This is a genomic window from Staphylococcus gallinarum (assembly GCF_029774255.1).
In the GTDB taxonomy this organism is placed as follows: domain Bacteria; phylum Bacillota; class Bacilli; order Staphylococcales; family Staphylococcaceae; genus Staphylococcus; species Staphylococcus gallinarum.
On record NZ_CP069082.1, the window covers coordinates 776,616 to 791,679 of the forward strand.

A 15,064-nucleotide genomic window follows, 5' to 3' on the forward strand; every position below is an offset into this window, starting at 1 on the left:
AATGAAACAATTCGAAATTGTAACTCAACCTATCAAGACAGAACAATATCGGGAATTTGTGTTAAATGAAAAGCAAGGTGCTGTTGTAGTATTTACGGGGCATGTTCGTGAGTGGACAAAAGGTATTAGAACTGAATATCTTGAATATGAAGCGTATATACCAATGGCGGAGAAAAAATTAAAGCAAATTGGTGATGAAATTGAAGCGCAATGGCCAGGTACAATTACTGCGATTGTGCATAGAATTGGTCCATTAAATATTTCGGACATAGCAGTATTAATTAGTGTGTCATCACCACATAGAAAAGATGCATATGCAGCAAATGAATATGCAATTGAACGCATCAAAGCCATCGTGCCAATATGGAAGAAAGAAATCTGGGAAGATGGTGCACAATGGCAAGGTGACCAACGTGGTAAGCATGAAGATTCTGTAGGAAGGTGTTAAACGATGAGGGTACTTTATTTTGCAGAACTTAGGGAATTATTGGATAAGCACGATGAAGAAATTGATTTAAGTTATGATATTACTGTGAAATCATTTGTACAACATATCATAGAACGTTATCCAGAAATTGCAAAGGTGAAGTTTCAGATTGCAGTAAATGAAGAGTTTGTAAAGGATGACGACATTGTACAATCAAATGATACAGTCGCATTAATTCCACCAGTTAGCGGAGGTTAAGAGAGAGATGAAAGCAATTATACTTGCCGGAGGACAATCAGAGAGATTCGGTGAACCTAAAGCTTTTGCGGAGATTGATTCACAACCATTTTATCGTAGAATCATCGATGTATTAGAGGCTACGAATATGTTTAATCAAATTATTATTAGTACAAATGATCAGTTACAGGATAAATTTGACTATCCACATATTCTAGTAGATGAAGCACAACATAAAAATAAAGGGCCTTTGGCAGGTATTCATGCAGCTATGAAAACTTATCAAGAAGAAGAATTATTCTTCGTGATTTCGGTCGATACGCCTATGATTACTCAAAAGGCAGTAAGTAAGCTCTATCAATTTATGGTGGAACATTTAATTGATGACCAACTTGATGTCGCTGGTTTTAAAGAAGGTGAACAACCTATACCAACGATTGCATTTTATCATCCAAGGACTATGGAACAGATAGAAGCGGCCTTAACTTCTGACGATTACAGTCTGAAGCATGTTTATCATCAAGTCGTAACGGATTGGTTAGATGTTAATCAAATTGATTCGACTGAATATTGGTACAAAAATATAAACTATCAGCAAGATTTGGACTCTTTAAAGTTTCGTATATTGAATAGATAAGGAGGCCTGTGAATATGGTTGAACAAATAACTGATAAACTCGGTCGTCCTATTAGAGATTTAAGGTTGTCAGTTACTGACCGTTGCAATTTTAGATGTGATTATTGCATGCCTAAGGAAATTTTCGGTGATGATTTTGTCTTTTTACCTAAAGATGAATTATTAACGTTTGATGAGATGGTACGTATTGCTGCACTTTATACGCAGTTAGGTGTCAAAAAAATACGCATCACAGGTGGAGAACCGTTACTGAGACGTGATTTATATAAACTGATAGCTAAACTTAACGAACTTGAGGGCATTGAAGATATTGGTTTGACAACAAATGGATTGTTGCTTAAGAAACATGGTTTGAACTTGTATAATGCAGGGTTAAGACGTCTGAATATTAGTCTTGATGCAATAGATGATCAGGTGTTCCAAAGTATAAATAATAGAAACATTAAGGCGACTACCATTTTAGAACAAATTGACTATGCGCTGTCGATTGGTTTTCACATCAAAGTAAATGTAGTGATACAAAAAGGTGTGAATGATGATCAAATATTGCCAATGCTTGAATATTTTAAACACCGTAATATTGAAATAAGATTTATTGAATTTATGGATGTTGGTAATGATAATGGTTGGGATTTTAGTAAAGTAGTCACTAAAGATGAAATGTTATCTATGATTGAAAATGAGTTTGATATAGAGGCGGTAAAGCCTAAATACTATGGTGAAGTAGCAAAGTACTATAGACATAAAGATAACGGTGTACAATTTGGTTTGATTACAAGCGTGTCACAATCATTTTGTAGTACGTGTACACGTGCACGTTTATCATCCGATGGGAAATTTTATGGATGTTTATTTAGTGAAGTCGATGGGTTTGATGTCAAATCGCTTATGCGCTCAGGCGCCTCAGATGAAACACTATTAGATCAATTTAAAGCATTATGGAAAATAAGAGATAATCGGTATTCTGACGAACGTACTGAACAAACTGTAGCGAATCGTAAAAGAAATAAAATAAATATGAACTATATAGGTGGATAAGTATACACTTAATATTATTTATTTAAAACAATCACATAAGTGTCTAATTTAACTTTAATAGTTATAAATTAAAAGGAACATCTCCAATTAATACGAGGTGTTCCTGTTTTATTTTTTACTTAGTACTTTTAAAGGTGTGAAAGATGTCGCTCTACATACTTGAAAGTAAATACTTTATGGTAGATTCAATGTATTTACATGTTAAGTTTACATATTTTGTAATAATTTAAAATAACATTTATAGATTTTAGGTAATACAAAAATATTGTGATATGAATAATAGGGTATATAAATAGAATCCAATAGTAGAATTTAATTATTTATTTGAATTAAAATAATAGATTTATTGAAGAAAGTGTTATATAATATTTAAAAAGCTTATTCATTAAAAATAGCCATTAATACAACTAGAGAAGACAATGAGGAGGCACGCATTATGGAAAGTAAAGTATCTTATTTTATAACTTCCGAAAGGGCGTTAAGTCAATTAAAGCATTGGTTAAAGTCAGTGCACGGTTTATCTATTGAAGAATTTGTGGTTTTATATAAAGTATACGAAGCCACAAAAATCAGTGGTAAGGAATTACGTGACACATTACATTTTGAAATGTTATGGGACACAAGTAAAATTGATGTGATAATTAGAAAAATTTATAAAAAGGAATTATTGTCAAAAGTACGATCTGAGACTGATGAGCGTCAGGTGTTCTATTACTATAATGAGACACAACATGAAGCGTTACATGACATTATTAAAGAAATTGAGCATATCAACGTTCCTTAATATAATAAGTTGAAAATTAATACATTAGACTTTAGTTTATATGCGGGATATTCACTAAAGTAAAAAACGAGGGTTATCGGTTTGAAAATTATCGATAACCCTCGTTTTTTGTTATTGAATTAATATGATTCCATGGCTTTTACTTTGCGACCATGTACTAAATAATAAATGATTAAGGTAATGATAACGACAACAGCCATGACACCGTATAGTTGAGCGTATGTCATAGTTGATGTAGCAAAACCAAGTACATATGGACCAAATCCTAATCCCAAATCTAATCCAATAAAGTAAGTAGAAGTGGCAATACCATATTTAGTCGGTGGTGATACCTTAATGGCAATTGCTTGCATACATGATGAAATATTACCATATCCTGCACCTAATAATAGACCAGCTAATACTAACATCCAGCCACTATGCGTTAAACTTAGTACTAAAAATGTTAAAAATAACAAAATGAACGAAGGATACGCTACTACATTTTCTGTTTTTTGATCCATTAATCGACCGGCAATGGGTCTAGTTATTAATGATGCTATGGCATAGAAAATAAAGAAGTAGCTTGCAAGTGAGACTAAATCAATTTCTTTAGCGAAAAATTGTAAAAATGTCAGAATAGATGAATATGTTAGGCCAGCTATTAACATAATAATGGCAACGGGTACTGCTTCTTTTGCAATATAGTTGCTAAGATTAAATCCTTTGCGCTTAGTCGTAGGTGTTAAAGTTTCATTAGTGATTTCAAACTTCACATTAACGAAGAAAGAAATAATAAAGCTGACAATACCACAAATTAAACAAATAAAGAATAATAGTTTGATTGGAAAACTATTGATTAATAATAAGCCAAAGAATGGTCCGATTGCAGCACCTATGACTAGGCTTAATGAGAACAAGCTAATACCTTCACTTTTTCTTTCGGAAGGTGTTACATACGCTGCAATTGTACCAGTTGCAGTAGTTGTAATACCTGTGGCAATACCATTAATTAATCTTGTGAACATTAAGAAAGACAATGAACCTTCAATAAAATAACAAAGCTGTGTGATTAAGAGAAAAGCTAGTCCTATTAATAATATACGCTTAGGACCAATTTTATTTACATATTTACCAGTAGCAAATCGACCGATAAGTGACCCAATGATAAATAATCCAGACACTAAACCAGCAACACTGTCAGAGGCATGATAAACTTCTTTCGTATAACTGGCAACGATAACGATTAACAAGTACATACATAAGTAGACTAAAAAGTTAGTGATAAAGTTAATGTTAAAGCTTTTTGTCCAAATTGGTGTCTTTAAATTTGAACGATCAGACATGTTATGATTCCTCCATTTTATTAATTTGTTCGTGAATTAAGCGGATGGTGTGATATGTTTCAGCGAGTTGGTCTGCTGAAATACCTGCTTCTTTAATAATTTCATCCTGAATGCCTTCTATGCGTTCGCTCATTTGCGAGAATAATAATCTTCCATCGTCAGATAAGGATAGCTTTTTTTCTCTTTTATCTTTTCCTTGTTCGATGATGAGTAGAGATTTTTCTGAAAGAGCCTTTAGGATTTTTCGCGTAGTTGGCTTTTCTATAGCGCGTCGTTTCGAAATTTGAACTAACGTTGTAGGTGCATTTTGAGATATATCTTTTAACACGAGCCATTGAGCAGGAAAGAGTTCGAAGTCATCAAATACTGGTTGAAATAGTTTGATATAAGGTCGATAAACACCAGTTAATTGATTGAAAAGCAAAGTTGTATCCATATGATCCTCCCTAATAGTTAGCTAAGCTAACTTGTTTATAACAATTAATATTGTAAACCTATTCTTTAAATAAAGCAATACTAGATTATCTATAATTCAAGTAGGGTAATGAATAAACAATTGAAATTTATAACAATAAAAGACGACTGAATATTGTTTTGACGGGTAATAAACCTTATTATTTGTTAAAATTAATAAGATATTAAAGGTTAGGGGATTGTCTATGAAAGAATTAAAGTTGGATCATATCATTCACTATATTCAACAGCTCAATGATTTTAAATATCCTGGTCACATTTTAAAATTAAATCAAGGTGGACAGCACGAACGATTAGGTACATTTAACAGATTAGCTTATTTGAATAATACTTATATTGAATTATTAGATGTAAATAAACCTGAAGTTTTGCAAAAAATAATTAAAACTGAAGAAGGACGTGTTTCATTTCCTTCAAAGATAGTACAAGACGACTATAAGCAAGGTTTAAAGACAATTGCATTTCAAACATCAGATATCGATCAAGTTAAAAGTGACTTGGAAGAAAAGGGTGTCGAGGTCATTGGCCCGGTAAATATGCAACGTGAAAATAAAAAGGGTCATAAAACAACATGGAGATTATTATATATTGCGGATCCTGATTATAGAGTTAAACCGCCATTTTTTATTCAATGGGATGAGATTGAAGAAGTTAGAAATAAAAAAATTGAACCATTTAAACAAAAAGAATTTACTGTTAAAGGAATCGTTATTAATAGTACAGAGCGTGCTCACACTGTTGAAAAGTGGTGTAAATGGTTTAACATGAAAATCGTAGATGAAACAGCAACTTATTCAGATCTAAAGTTGGAAAATGACTCAATCATCTATCGTATTAATGATGGACATTACTCAGGTTATAAAACGATTCAATTAACAGATAATAAAACAACTTCGTCATATACGTTGATTATTAGAGGTGCCAATTATCAATTTGAAGCTGATTAGTAGATATAAAGGTATACACTGTGCGCAATCAATGCTATATGAATGATTGAAACGAGAAGTGTAACGATTGTCAATATCGTGATATATCGATTGACGCGCAATAATAATAGAAAAATGGATAATACGAAACTAAGAAATGCTAAAATAATTCTAATACTTAAAAATGAAACTGTTAATGCTTGAGTTATATCATGAAATATAAAAATAATATTGATAATTAATAGTAAACTTAAAATAATAATACGCATTACCTTTACCTCTTTTTTAATTTTTAATATAGTATAGCAAATGAATGGTAAATATGTGAAAGAATGTTTGAAGCAATGTATAATACTTAACGTACTGTAATGATAAAGGAGACATCAGTTTTTATGGAAAAGATGAATATCACAAATCAAGAACATGATGCATTTGTAAAGGCTCACCCGCAAGGTGATTTATTACAATTGACAAAATGGGCAGAAACAAAAAAACTAACGGGTTGGTATTCAAGACGAGTCGCAGTTGGGGAAGCTGGAGAAATCGTTGGAGTTGCTCAACTATTATTTAAAAAAGTGCCCAAACTACCATTTACGTTATGTTATATCTCGAGAGGCTTTGTAACTGATTATAGTAATAAATTAGCATTAGAAACATTATTAGAAGCCACTATGCAAATTGCTAAAGAAGAAAAAGCCTATGCAATTAAAATTGATCCAGATGTTGAAGTTGAACATGGAACTGAAGCTTTAACAAATCTAAGGGCATTAGGCTTTAAGCATAAAGGCTTTAAAGAAGGTTTATCTAAAGATTATATTCAACCTCGCATGACGATGATTACGCCAATCGACAAGACTGATGAAGAATTAATTCAAAGCTTTGAAAGACGAAACCGTTCTAAAGTAAGATTGGCTTTAAAACGAGGTACCACTGTTGAACGTTCAAATCGCGAAGGTTTGAAGACATTTAGTAATTTAATGAAGATTACAGGTGAAAGAGATGGCTTCTTAACGCGAGATATAAGTTATTTTGAAAATATTTATGATGCGTTACATCCAGATGGCGATGCTGAGTTATTCTTAGTGAAATTGGAACCTAAACCTGTATTAAAGGAATTACGTGAAGAATTAGCAGGTATTGAAGCAGAAAAAGTAAAATTAAGTGAGAAAAAGCAAGATAAAAAAACATTAAATAAAATCAATGATGCTGATAATAAGATAGCAAAAACAACGGAACTTATTACAGAAATGGAAGGCTTGGAAGCTAGTCATCCAGACGGCATTTATTTATCTGGTGCCTTACTTATGTTTGCAGGTAAAAAATCTTATTATTTATATGGTGCATCTTCGAATGATTATAGAGACTTTTTACCTAATCACCATATGCAATTTGCTATGATGCAATATGCAAGAGAAAATGGTGCAACTTCTTATGACTTTGGTGGAACTGATAATAATCCAGATAAAGATTCATCACATTATGGTTTGTGGACCTTTAAAAAAGTATGGGGAACATACTTAAGTGAAAAAGTCGGCGAATTTGACTATGTGTTAAACAAGCCACTTTACCAAGTCATTGAAAATGTTAAACCTAAATTAACCAAAGCAAAAATTAATATTTCAAGAAAATTAAAGCGAAAATAATATAGCAAATGATAAAAATAATCCCTAGCGATTTGAAACAATACATTAGTTTAAGCAATTGTTCTTACAATGTAGCGTTATCAAATATGTTAGGGATTTTGTTATGTTGAAAAATAAATAGTAGCAGTTAAGAAAGATTGATAATCTTTTTAAAATAATTTAGTAAAGCTATATTGCATCCTGTGATATTGTGGTAAATTGATGTTGTTAGTGAAAAAATGAGAGGAGCTATGGGAATGATAAAGAAGATGCTAAAGTTCTCGCTAGGGAATAAATTTGCAATCTTTTTAATGGTGTTACTCGTTATTCTAGGCGGGCTTTATTCAAGCTTTAAAATGAAACTTGAATTATTGCCGGATGTTGAAACACCAATGATTACAGTTCAAACAACTATGCCGGGTGCAACACCAGAGACAACTAAAACTGAAATTAGTGATAAGATTGACGAACAAATTCGATCGATGGCCGATGTGAAAAATGTTAGTGCGCAATCCATACAGAATGCATCGATTGTTTCTGTTGAATACAGAGAAGGTACTGACTTAGACAGTGCTGAAAATAAATTAAAAAAAGAACTAGATAAGATCAAATTTGGGGAAAATGTTGAGGAACCAGAACTAAAAAGACAAACGATGAATGCTTTTCCAATCGTTGCGTATTCTTTTACTTCTAAAGACAATGATTTAAAAAGTACGACGAAAAAATTAGAACAGCAATTATTACCTAAATTGCAAACCATTGATGGTGTACAGAACGCACAATTAAATGGGCAAACAACACGTGAAGTAACAATTAAATTTAAACAAAGCGCATTAGAAAAAAGTGGTTTGACAGCGGATAGTGCACAACAATACATAAAGAGTGCTACAAGTGAAACACCACTGGGATTATTTCAATTTGATGATAAAGAGAAATCGATTGTCATTGATGGACAATTTAATTCTGTCGATGGACTAAAAAATTTAGAAATACCATTATCTGCAGCAAGTGCAACATCTGGGAATGGCGATGACCAAAGTAATGCGTCAGCTAGTGGACAGGATGCTATGACAGGGACTTCTGCTACTAACACGAGTCAATCAACTAAAATACCATCAGTTAAATTAGCAGATATTGCTAGTGTTTCTATTGGTGATGAAAGAAAATCAATTTCTAAAACGAATGGTAAAAATGCAGTTAATGTCCAAGTGATTAAAGCACAGGATGCAAACACAGTTCAAGTAGCTAAAGATACTAAGAAAGAGATCGACAAATTCGTTAAAGCCAATCCTGAATTAAAAGATACAAAAGTTATGGATACGGCTAAACCGATTGAAGACGCGATTAATACAATGATTGAAAAGGCAATCTTAGGTACAATTTTTGCTATCATCATTATCCTACTCTTCTTGAGAAATATTAGAACAACGGCTATATCAGTAGTATCTATACCGATGTCGATTCTAATTGCTATGGTAGCATTGAAATTATGCAATGTATCATTAAATATACTTACATTAGGTGCCTTAACTGTAGCGATAGGACGTGTTATTGATGATTCTATCGTCGTGGTTGAAAATATCTATCGTAGATTATCAGATAAAGGTGAGGCATTAGTAGGGGATAGTTTAATTATAGATGCAACGAGAGAAGTATTTAAACCAATTATGTCATCCACTATTGTGACAATCGTTGTCTTCTTACCATTAGCATTTGTATCAGGGTCAGTAGGTCAGATGTTTAGACCGTTTGCCTTAGCGATTGCCTTTAGTTTACTTGCATCGCTACTGGTCTCAATTACGATAGTACCTGCATTAAGTGCTAGTTTATTTAAAAAGGGTATTAAACATCCACGTACTGAAAATTTAGGTATTGTAAGTAAGCAATATCAACGTATACTCAAATGGTCGCTCAATCATAAATGGATTGTCATTATTGTAAGTACAGTGTTATTAATTTTTAGTATAGGATTAGGTGCTGCCAAATTAGGTACGAGCTTTATTTCTACTGGTGAAGATAAATATATGGCATTGACATACACTCCAAAACCAGGTGAAACAAAGCAAAGTGTTTTAAAACATGCAGAGAAAGTGCAAAATTATTTGAATGATAAGGATAAAGTTAAAACTGTACAATATTCAGTAGGTGGAGAAACACCAACTGATCCAACGGGCAGTTCAAATAGCCTGGCACTAATGGTTGAGTATGATTCTGACACACCTCATTTTGATGAAGAACCTGATAAAGTGTTAAACCATATCAAACGTTACCATCATCCTGGTGAATGGTCTAATCAAGACATGGGTACAGGTGGAACGAATAACAAATTGGAAATTACTGTGACAGGTCCGTCATTGGATGCAATTAAAGGTACTGTGAAATCAATAGAACGTGAAATGGAACATACAAAAGGCCTAGCAAATGTAAAATCTGATTTGACAGAGACTTATGAGCAATACAATGTCAAAGTAGATCAGAATAAAGCAAGTGAGAACGGATTATCTGCATCACAATTAGCTATGACTTTAAGTCAGAATGCACCAGAGCAAGCAATAACAAAAGTAAAAGAAAATGGTAAATCAGTTGATGTAAAAGTGAAGAAAGATAAAGAAACACATTGGACAAAAGAAAAATTAGAAAAGACCGAGCTTCAAACTCCAACTGGAAAGACAATTCAATTAAGTGATATCGCAAGTTTAGAGAAATCATCTACACCTAATAAAATTGAGACCAAAGCAGGAGATTATGCGACAAAAGTTTCAGCTAAAGTTACACAAAGTGATGTTGGAACAGTGTCTCAAAAAGTATTGTCTAAGGTTGATAAATTAGACAAACCAAATAATGTAAAAGCGAGTGTTGGTGGTGCGAACGAAGATATTTCAAATGCAATTATTCAACTTTCTGTTGCTATGTTAGCAGCAATTATCATTGTGTATTTGGTTCTAGTGTTAACATTTAAAGGTGGTTTAGCACCATTTGCAATTTTGTTCTCACTACCATATACAATTATAGGTGTTGTTATAGCACTTGTTATAACAGGAGAAACAATTTCTGTTCCAAGTATGATTGGTATGTTGATGTTAATAGGTATTGTTGTAACCAATGCCATTGTACTAATTGACAGAGTGATTAATAAGCAACATGAAGGCTTAGATATGAAAGCAGCTTTAATTGAAGCGGGGGCAACACGTATTAGACCAATATTAATGACAGCATTAGCTACAATTGCAGCTTTAATACCAATGCTGTTTGGTGAAAATAGTTCAATACTTATTTCGAAAGCAATGGCGGCGACTGTAGTTGGCGGATTAATTTCTTCGACTGTATTAACGTTAATCGTCGTACCTGTTATTTATGAACTTTTATTTACAATGAAAAATAAACTATTTAAACATCGAAAATCATAAAGAAAATAATTCTAGCTTATGCACTCATTTATAAAACGAAGTGCCTTCTAGCTAATATGAATAAAAGGCAATTTCTATCTTACTGTGATAGGAATTGTCTTTTTTGCTGCATAGATGTACAGCATTTTTGAATAACAATGATATGGACGTTAAATTATTGAAGGTTAGTGATTAATGGTTAAAAGGGAATGCTATGTTAGTAATTGAAATGTATGTGTAAACTAATATCGCTAGCTAGAAAAGGCTAAACAAATGCCCCAAATGAAATTTATAGTTCCATTTTGGGGCATTGTTATAAGTATGATGTTCTAAACACTGCTGAAGTACTCAAATCACTTTAGTAAAGTACAAGTGTTAAGATGACATAAATTATGATTAAACCAAGGCTAATCATATTTAATATTTGAATTGCTTTTTTATCTTGCTTTAAATGTTTAAATGCAGTAATTTCAACATTACCAACGATTAGTAATAATAATATAAATACCCACCAGTTAACTGCAGGGAAGGATAATGTTGTGATTGCAACTACAAATAATAATAATAGTGCCATAATTATACGTAAAATGCGTGTAATAATTGTATCCATCTTAAATATACTTATGTAACTAACTATTAAATAGAGTATTGGTAAAAATATCAGATAAAGTTGCATTAAATAACATCCTTTCTATAATTCGCTATTAATCTTAGCATGTTAAAAATATATTTACTAGGATATTATTTATCTTCTTTTTGACTAATTTCTGAACGGACAGCAGCTATTTCTTGCTCTAGTTCATCTAATTGCTTTAATAACGGATCGGTTTGTTGATTTACTGATTCGCGTTTTTCTAAATCACCTTGTAAACGAACATAGTCATGTTTAAGTTCAATAAGTTTTTGATTTAAATCCATATATAATAAACTCCTTTAAGCTACTAATTTAAAAAATGAAAATCACATAAAGTATAACATGAAACTGAAAGCTTCTAAAATCACCAAAATGTATGTTAAAGTATGAAAATAGATTGTAAATTATATTTGAAAAAATAAAATGAAAGAAGGATTATTGTGACGCAACAATTTATCATAATCATTTTACTGATTGCTTTAGGTTACACCCTTAAGAGAATTAATTACTTTAAGGCGAATGATAGCCAAGTATTCTCTACACTCGTCCTTAATGTCACGCTTCCTTCTTTGGTTATTGTAAACTTAAATAAAGCAGATTTAGATGTGTCATTATCAATTTTACCTATTATGATGATTGCTTATGGCATCATTGCAAAGATTATTGTAGTATGGTTCTTTTTAAAATACGATAACCATGTAAGAGGCGCAACTGGTATGATGATGGCCTCTTTAAATATTGGGCTATTTGCTTATCCACTAGTCGAAGCGATTTGGCCTGAATCTGGAATGATTTATTTTGGTATGGCCGACATCGGTGGGGCAATTATTATGTTTGGCGTAACGTACTTTGTTGGTAGTTACTTTAGTAGTGGTGGAGATAGCTTTGATTTTAAATATTTAGGTAAGAATTTACTACGCTCTGTACCATTGATGACCTATATTATTATGTTTATCTTGAACATGGCGAATATTCATTTTCCTAAACCTGTAATTGACTTTTTCACAGTATTATCAGGCGCGAATATGCCATTGTCCATGATATTACTTGGTTTGATGTTGAATTTTAGTATAGATAGACGATTTTTGCCAATTGCTTTGAAATATATTGGTATCCATTACGGTCTAGGTATTATTGCAGGATTGTTAGTACATTTCTTCCTACCAGTGAGTGATAATATGGTGAAGACAACACTACAAGTGGCTTGGTTATTACCTGTAGGTGTTGCAATTATTCCATATTCTATACAGTTTAAGTATAAGACTTTACCATTAGTTGGAATGGTTACTAATTTAACAATAGTTATAAGTATTGTAATACTGTATATCTATCAAGCTATCTTTGTGTAACGGAAATTCTAGATGAAAATGATGGTGTAATGCGAATAGGAGTACATGAGACAAATGAGCTGTAATGATATTTGTAGTTAGAAACTATGAGATCATTTAGCTCATTTTTATTGTATTGGAGATATTATAGATTTAACTAGTCTATTTATGTGAATGTTAAAAAAGTATATTCATTTTGAGCATATAAAAAAAGCGAGTGAAACTAATAGGTTTCACTCGCTTAATTTAGTGGTTTACAGTTGCCAATGTTTGAATAATAACAAAGGATTTGTTAAACCACATCATAATATATTGAAGTTAATGATGTTTAACCTTTACCACCCATAAATGCAGGGTAGTTAGTCATACCACCATCAACATAAATTGTTGTTCCGTGAATATAACTTGCTAAATCTGAAGCTAAGAATAAAGCAACGTTTGCTACTTGATCAGCTTCACCAATTTCTTTAGCAGGAATCATTTCAAGTGTTTCTGCACGTGTAGTTGGGTCAGAGAATTTTTCTCTAGTGTGCTCTGTTACAATTGCCCCTGGTGAGATGTTGTTAATTCTAATGCCGTATTGCGCGTATTCCATAGACATTGTTTCCATCATTAATTTTAATCCGCCTTTACTAGCTGCATAGTTAGCATAGTTTGGCCATGGAATTGTATCATGAACACTTGAAGTGTTTAAAATAACACCTTTTTTATCTTCTTTGAAGAATTGATTAACAGCAGCTTTTGATCCAATGAAAGCACCAGTTAAGTTAATGTCGATAACTTTTTGCCATTCTTCTAAAGGCATTTCATGTGTTGGAATTGGTTTTTCGAAACCAGCGTTATTGATCATAATATCAAGCGTACCAAATGTGTCTACTGCAGTTTGTACTAAACGATTAACGTCAGCTTCAACAGAAACGTCCGCTTGAACTTTAATAGCTTGGCCACCAGCTTCTTCAATTAACTTAATTGATTGATCAACATCTTCTACGTGGTGTTCTGAGCGGTAGTTCATAACTACTTTTGCTTCCGCTTTACCAAATGCTTCTGCGAATGATTTACCAATTCCGCTACCAGCACCAGTGATTACAACAACTTTATCTTTTAAATCTGTGAACATAATTTTGACTCCTCCTAGTAAAATATCATGCGCTCATCAAATGACAAGTGCATTCGTCCCAATGAGACATAATACGCCTGCATTAAAACATTAGTCTAGTAATTGAACTTAACCTTTTAAATTTCCTAATACAAAGGCTGCAATAATAATAAGTACAATACCAGCCCAGATACCAATCATTTGACGCTTATCTTTGCGTTCGCCTAACAAGAAGATACCTCCAAGTGTTGAGACGATTACAAGTAATTGTGAAAATGAGAAACTAGTTGCTACACCAACTTTAGGTTGTGAATAGAACATAAATAGGTTACCTATACCCCAAACGACACCCGGTATTAAGTTCCATACAGTACTTTTAATTGATGTTTCATGTTTCATTGATAAGATAAGTCCACCAATCGCCATACCGATTGATTGGAAGAATAATGCGCTTGTTCCATCGACACCAAAGATTTGTGCTATAACGACGTAAACAACATAACCAACCGTTGAAATTAATAAGATTGGCATTGCTTTGCCGAAATTGCTATTACTTTCAGAAGCTTCGTTTTTACCTTTGATAGATGTTAATGTAATACCTACCACAAGTAGAACCATTGCTACAAGACCTAAAATGACTTGAGTACTTGTGCTCCATTCTCCTAGGAAAATAGCACTAAATAACGTTGTACCGACCAATTGTAAACCTGTTGAAATTGGCATTGTTTTTGAAACACCAATTAAACTTACTGACTTCAATTGGTAACCTTGACCTAGTGCCCAGAAAGCACCAGAGATCAATCCGACAATAATTACGGTAATGTCATCAAATTTTGCATTACCAGTTAGTAATAAGATAATACCAATAATTAATGCACCGAATGTTGTACCTCTAATTTGGTTATAAGGTCCTCCACCGACAAATACATTAATTAATACTACACTACCCCAAAATAGCGCAGGTAATAAGGCAATTAATAAATCCATACTACACTCACTCTTTCTATATTTATTTTTACTTTCCTTCCCCAATAAAAACAACCATTAAAATTGTCTCCAAGAATACATTCTAAATGAAAACTTTAATATAGTAAAAACATGTGTTTAAAAATAAAAGTAAAATTACATTTAAATTTCTAAAAGTTTCA

The 15,064-nt window shown here is 32.4% G+C and carries 16 protein-coding genes; 9 read left to right on the plus strand and 7 right to left on the minus strand.

Translation table 11 applies throughout. The annotated features are described in order from the left end of the window. Position 1: 1 nt before the first annotated feature. From JN168_RS03335 to JN168_RS03355, 5 genes are all read left to right on the plus strand, one after another. Positions 2-448 (plus strand): molybdenum cofactor biosynthesis protein MoaE, encoded by a 447-nt coding sequence (locus tag JN168_RS03335; protein WP_042739104.1) that lies wholly within the window; start codon positions 2-4, stop codon positions 446-448. Between the two features lie 3 nt (positions 449-451). Further along, the gene (moaD, locus tag JN168_RS03340; protein ID WP_042739103.1) at positions 452-685 is read left to right on the plus strand and encodes a molybdopterin converting factor subunit 1; all 234 of its coding nucleotides are present in this window, start codon (positions 452-454) and stop codon (positions 683-685) included. A 7-nt stretch (positions 686-692) separates the two neighbouring features. Continuing rightward, on the plus strand, positions 693-1,301 hold the full coding sequence (gene mobA, locus JN168_RS03345; RefSeq protein ID WP_042739102.1) for a molybdenum cofactor guanylyltransferase MobA: 609 nt from the start codon (positions 693-695) through the stop codon (positions 1,299-1,301). A gap of 14 nt (positions 1,302-1,315) precedes the next feature. Beyond that, positions 1,316-2,338 carry a GTP 3',8-cyclase MoaA gene (gene moaA, locus JN168_RS03350; RefSeq protein WP_229366630.1) on the plus strand — a complete coding sequence of 341 codons (1,023 nt, stop codon included), beginning with the start codon at positions 1,316-1,318 and terminating at the stop codon, positions 2,336-2,338. 436 nt (positions 2,339-2,774) lie between these two features. Continuing rightward, positions 2,775-3,122 (plus strand): SarA family transcriptional regulator, encoded by a 348-nt coding sequence (locus JN168_RS03355; RefSeq protein WP_042739100.1) that lies wholly within the window; start codon positions 2,775-2,777, stop codon positions 3,120-3,122. 119 nt (positions 3,123-3,241) lie between these two features. Here the strand turns inward: JN168_RS03355 and JN168_RS03360 are convergent, their stop codons facing one another. Beyond that, positions 3,242-4,447: an MFS transporter gene (locus JN168_RS03360; RefSeq protein WP_042739099.1), complete on the minus strand. Its 1,206-nt coding sequence runs from the start codon at positions 4,445-4,447 to the stop codon at positions 3,242-3,244. A 1-nt stretch (position 4,448) separates the two neighbouring features. Further along, complete coding sequence (locus tag JN168_RS03365) at positions 4,449-4,883, minus strand: MarR family winged helix-turn-helix transcriptional regulator (RefSeq protein WP_042739098.1); 435 nt, start codon at positions 4,881-4,883, stop codon at positions 4,449-4,451. Positions 4,884-5,106: 223 nt separating this feature from the next. Here JN168_RS03365 and JN168_RS03370 point away from each other — a divergent pair, with 223 nt between their 5' ends. Next, complete coding sequence (locus tag JN168_RS03370) at positions 5,107-5,868, plus strand: VOC family protein (RefSeq protein ID WP_232139515.1); 762 nt, start codon at positions 5,107-5,109, stop codon at positions 5,866-5,868. Here JN168_RS03370 and JN168_RS03375 read toward each other — a convergent pair. Next, positions 5,865-6,116, minus strand: a complete 252-nt coding sequence (locus JN168_RS03375) for a hypothetical protein (RefSeq protein WP_042739096.1) — start codon at positions 6,114-6,116, stop codon at positions 5,865-5,867. The genes JN168_RS03370 and JN168_RS03375 overlap by 4 nt on opposite strands. 123 nt (positions 6,117-6,239) lie before the next feature. On the opposite strand from JN168_RS03375, the gene JN168_RS03380 reads away from it, so the two are divergent. Beyond that, positions 6,240-7,490, plus strand: coding sequence for a lipid II:glycine glycyltransferase FemX (locus JN168_RS03380; protein ID WP_107512193.1), 1,251 nt, complete (start codon positions 6,240-6,242; stop codon positions 7,488-7,490). A 236-nt stretch (positions 7,491-7,726) separates the two neighbouring features. Continuing rightward, positions 7,727-10,876, plus strand: a complete 3,150-nt coding sequence (locus JN168_RS03385; RefSeq protein ID WP_232155362.1) for an efflux RND transporter permease subunit — start codon at positions 7,727-7,729, stop codon at positions 10,874-10,876. Between the two features lie 337 nt (positions 10,877-11,213). Here the strand turns inward: JN168_RS03385 and mspA are convergent, their stop codons facing one another. Beyond that, the gene (mspA, locus tag JN168_RS03390; protein ID WP_042739093.1) at positions 11,214-11,531 is read right to left on the minus strand and encodes a membrane stabilizing protein MspA; all 318 of its coding nucleotides are present in this window, start codon (positions 11,529-11,531) and stop codon (positions 11,214-11,216) included. A gap of 65 nt (positions 11,532-11,596) precedes the next feature. After that, positions 11,597-11,773, minus strand: a complete 177-nt coding sequence (locus JN168_RS03395; RefSeq protein ID WP_182475073.1) for an SE1832 family protein — start codon at positions 11,771-11,773, stop codon at positions 11,597-11,599. Positions 11,774-11,929: 156 nt separating this feature from the next. Here JN168_RS03395 and JN168_RS03400 point away from each other — a divergent pair, with 156 nt between their 5' ends. Further along, a complete protein-coding gene (locus JN168_RS03400; RefSeq protein WP_042739092.1) occupies positions 11,930-12,838 on the plus strand; it encodes an AEC family transporter in 909 nt (302 codons plus the stop codon). Positions 12,839-13,145: 307 nt separating this feature from the next. Here the strand turns inward: JN168_RS03400 and JN168_RS03405 are convergent, their stop codons facing one another. Next, complete coding sequence (locus JN168_RS03405; protein WP_042739091.1) at positions 13,146-13,937, minus strand: glucose 1-dehydrogenase; 792 nt, start codon at positions 13,935-13,937, stop codon at positions 13,146-13,148. 108 nt (positions 13,938-14,045) lie between these two features. Beyond that, entirely contained in the window at positions 14,046-14,903 is an 858-nt protein-coding gene (locus JN168_RS03410) for a RhaT/GlcU family sugar-proton symporter (protein ID WP_042739090.1), read from the minus strand. Positions 14,904-15,064 lie beyond the last annotated feature (161 nt).